Here is a 3,602-nt window from a genome sequence, read left to right as displayed (position 1 = left end):
CCGCCCCCTCCGAACCCACGGCTCACGGAGCCGGAGGGACCGCTCAGGCGTTGTCGGGGTGGCCGATGGCCAGACCGCTCTCCTGGTCGAAGAAGTGCAGCTGGCTCACGTCCACCGACAGGCTGACCTTGCTGCCGGGGCGCACCTGGCTGCGGGGGCTCACCCGGGCGGTGAAGAGCGAGCGGTCGCCGCCCAGGGGCAGTGCGGCCTCGGCGCTCTCCTCGTCGTCGCCCGCGGCGTCCCGGGCCAGCGCGGTGGCGTCCTCGTGGCGCACCGGCGGGGCGTCGACGCCGAAGATGATGTTGATCTCGGTGCCCAGCTCCTCGGTGACGCCCGCGGTCACCTCGATGCGGGGGTCGCCGTTGCCGTCGAACTCGGCGTCGTTGAAGTCCGAGGGGCGGATGCCCAGGATGACCGAGCGGCCCAGGTAGTCGCGCAGCTTCGGACGGGCGTCCAGGACGGCCGCGGGGACGGGCAGCTTGTGCTCGGCGAACGTGAGGGTCGCCCCGCTGCCGTCGGCGGTCAGCTCGGCGTCGACGAAGTTCATCGCGGGCGAGCCGATGAAACCGGCCACGAACAGGTTGACGGGGGAGTCGAACAGGCGCTTGGGGGTGTCGACCTGCTGGAGCCGGCCGTCGCGCAGCACCGCGACCCGGTCGCCGAGGGTCATGGCCTCGATCTGGTCGTGGGTGACGTAGACCGTCGTGACGCCCAGGCGCTCGTGGAGCTGGTTGAGGGAGGCGCGCATCTGCACGCGCAGCTTGGCGTCCAGGTTGGACAGCGGCTCGTCCATGAGGAACGCGCGCGGCTCGCGCACGATCGCGCGGCCCATGGCCACGCGCTGGCGCTGACCGCCGGAGAGTGCGCCCGGCTTGCGCTTGAGGTAGGGCTCCAGGCCCAGCATCTCGGCCGCCTCCTGCACGCGGCGGGCGATCTCGGGCTTGGCGACCTTGCGCAGCTTCAGGCCGAAGGCCAGGTTCTGCTCGACGCTCATGTGGGGGTAGAGCGCGTAGTTCTGGAAGACCATCGCGATGTCGCGGTCCTTCGGCGGGCGGTCGTTGACGATCTCGTCGCCGATGACCAGGGTGCCGGCGGAGATCTCCTCCAGGCCGGCGATCATGCGCAGCGCGGTGGACTTGCCGCAGCCGGACGGGCCGACGAGCACCATGAACTCGCCGTCCTCGATCTTCAGGTTCAGGTCGTCGACGGCCTTGACGTCGCCGCCGTAGATCTTGTCAACGCCCTCAAGGACGATCTCCGCCATGGTTTCAGCTCCCGCGCTGGGCTCGAGGTGGGGGTGACGGGGATCTCGTGGCCGAAGGTCCGCGTCACCCGACCCGGTGTTTCCGAAGTTGATCGAAACGGGCCGATTTACTGATCACATCAGACACGATCGTGATCGAAAAGTCCAGGCTTGGCCTGATGTCGATCCGATTGCGGTCAGACACAAACGGCACCGGTCCAGCTGGCGTGGCGGCCCCAGGTGCGTTAGCCTGTCCGACGGTTCATCGCTATCTCCCCTCCAGGCGCTCGAAGCGGCGGTCACGACACGGCAGCCGGGTTGAGGCATCCGGTTGGGGAGTCTGGGTAACCTAACGACCAGTCCAGCACTGGACGGACCGGTTGTGCGGCCCCCGCTCGTCCGATCGGACGCTGCATCACGCGCCAGGTGCAGTTGGGATCGGGTGAGGGGCGGAGTACCACGACCGGGCGGGGGGTTGGACCCGGAAAAGGCCCGGACATCCAGTAGACAACGGTCTTCCGAGCTCGCCGCCGACGGGACGGAGCCGGTCCGAAGGGTGGCTCGGGCCTTTTCCGCGTCCCCCCAATATGCTGACCGCCAGCACTTCACCCGCCAGCGGAAAGCGAGCACCCCACGTGGTTGCCGAGCACATCGAGCAGGGCGACGCCCCCGGCTCCGACAGACCCTCGCCGGGACCGGAGGGGCGGGAGCGGACGGCGAACCCGGGACGCTCCCTCGCCTCCGCTCTGATGGCGGGACACCGCTGGGGACGCCTCGACCTGCTGTGGCGCGTACTCGCCGCGGTCGGCTCCGGCCTCGCACAGCTGCTCGCCCTGCCGCCCTTCGGCCTGTGGTGGCTGGGCCCCCTCAGCGCGGCCCTGCTCGCCTTCGCCGTCGCCGGGACCCGCATGCGCCGCGCCGCCTGGATCGGCGCCCTCGCCGGAGGCACCCTCATGGTGCCGCTGGTGCACTGGCAGGACATCTTCGGCGTGGACGTGTGGCTGGCCATCGCCGGCGCCGAGACCGTCTACTTCCTCCCCATGGCCATGGGTGTGGCGCTCGTCATGCGCCTGCCCGGCTGGCCGCTCTGGACCGCGGCGCTGTGGGTGGCCCAGGAGGCCGTGCGCGCCCGCTGGCCCCTGGGCGGCTTCCCCTGGGGCAAGCTCGCCTTCGCCCAGCCCGACACGCCCTTCGTCGGCTACGCCGCACTGGGCTCCTCCGCGCTCGTCTCCTTCGCCGTCGCCCTCACCGGCGGGCTGCTGCTGTGGAGCGTGCTGCGCGCGGCCCACGCCCTCCCCGTCGCGCGGGGAACGGCGCCGGACGCCCCACCGGCCCGCACCGGGTGGATCGGCGCGGCCGCGGGACTGGCCGCCTGCGCCGTCATCGTCGCCGGGGGCTCCCTGGCCCCCGCGATCGGCCGCCCCGCCGTCGACGACACCGTCACCGTCGGCATGGTCCAGGGCAACGTGCCCAACGTCGGCCAGATGTCCATCCTCGGCGAGCGCATGCAGGTGCTCAACAACCACGCCGACGGCGTCCACGAGCTCGCCGCCGCCGTTCGCGAGGGGGAGTACCCGAGCCCGGACATGGTGCTGCTGCCCGAGAACGCCACCGACATCGACCCCTTCCGCGACCCGGTCGCCCGCGAGGTCATCGACGCCGCCGCGGCCGACGCGGGCGTCCCCCTGCTGTGGGGCATGAGCCGCTTCAACGACGACGGCACCCGCTACGTCAGCAGTGTCGTCTGGGACCCGGAGACCGGGCCGGGCGAGCTGTACGACAAGCGCTACCTGGTGCCGTTCGGCGAGTACGTCCCCTACCGCGACTTCTTCACGCGGTTCGTCGACCGCCTGCAGCAGGTCAGTTCCGACGCCGTCCCGGGCACCGAACCCGGGGCCCTGGACGTGGCCGGCACCACGCTGGCCGTCGGCATCTGCTTCGACGTCGCCTTCGACCCGCCGGTGCGCGAGTCCGTGGCCGCGGGCGGGCAGGTCATCGTCATCCCCACCAACAACGCCAACTACAACTTCACCGGCCAGTCCGACCAGCAGCTCGCCATCACCCAGCTGCGCGCGGTCGAGCACGGCCGCCCGGCGGTGGTCGTCTCCACCAGCGGCGTCAGCGCCGTGGTGGACCCCGACGGCAGCGTCGTCTACCGGTCCCCCGAGGGCGAGCCCGACATCCACGTGGCCGAGCTCGACGCCATGGACGGCACCACGGTGGCCACCCGGCTCGGCGCCGCCCCCGAGGCGGCCCTGAGCGCCCTCGGCCTGGCCGCGGTCGCCGCCGCACTCGTGATCGGCCGCCGCCGGGCCTGAGGACGCCACGGAACCCGCGCCGGGCGCCCCGCCGGGGCGTC

Annotated in this window: 2 protein-coding genes; one reads left to right on the top strand and one right to left on the bottom strand. The window is 72.0% G+C overall.

The genetic code is table 11. The annotated features are described in order from the left end of the window. Positions 1–43: 43 nt before the first annotated feature. Positions 44–1,264 carry an ABC transporter ATP-binding protein gene (locus ACWGL3_RS29985; RefSeq protein ID WP_267945293.1) on the bottom strand — a complete coding sequence of 407 codons (1,221 nt, stop codon included), beginning with the start codon at positions 1,262–1,264 and terminating at the stop codon, positions 44–46. Positions 1,265–1,878: 614 nt separating this feature from the next. Here ACWGL3_RS29985 and lnt point away from each other — a divergent pair. Beyond that, complete coding sequence (gene lnt, locus ACWGL3_RS29980) at positions 1,879–3,561, top strand: apolipoprotein N-acyltransferase (protein WP_378553808.1); 1,683 nt, start codon at positions 1,879–1,881, stop codon at positions 3,559–3,561. Positions 3,562–3,602 lie beyond the last annotated feature (41 nt).

The sequence above is a fragment of the Nocardiopsis sp. NPDC055824 genome, from assembly GCF_053616335.1.
This window is presented reverse-complemented; position numbering and strand designations above follow the sequence as displayed.

What these genes read in the sequence shown, in the direction of transcription:
- ACWGL3_RS29985 (WP_267945293.1), bottom strand. Translation starts at nt 1,264, where the DNA reads ATGGCGGAGATCGTCCTTGAGGGCGTTGACAAGATCTACGGCGGCGAC.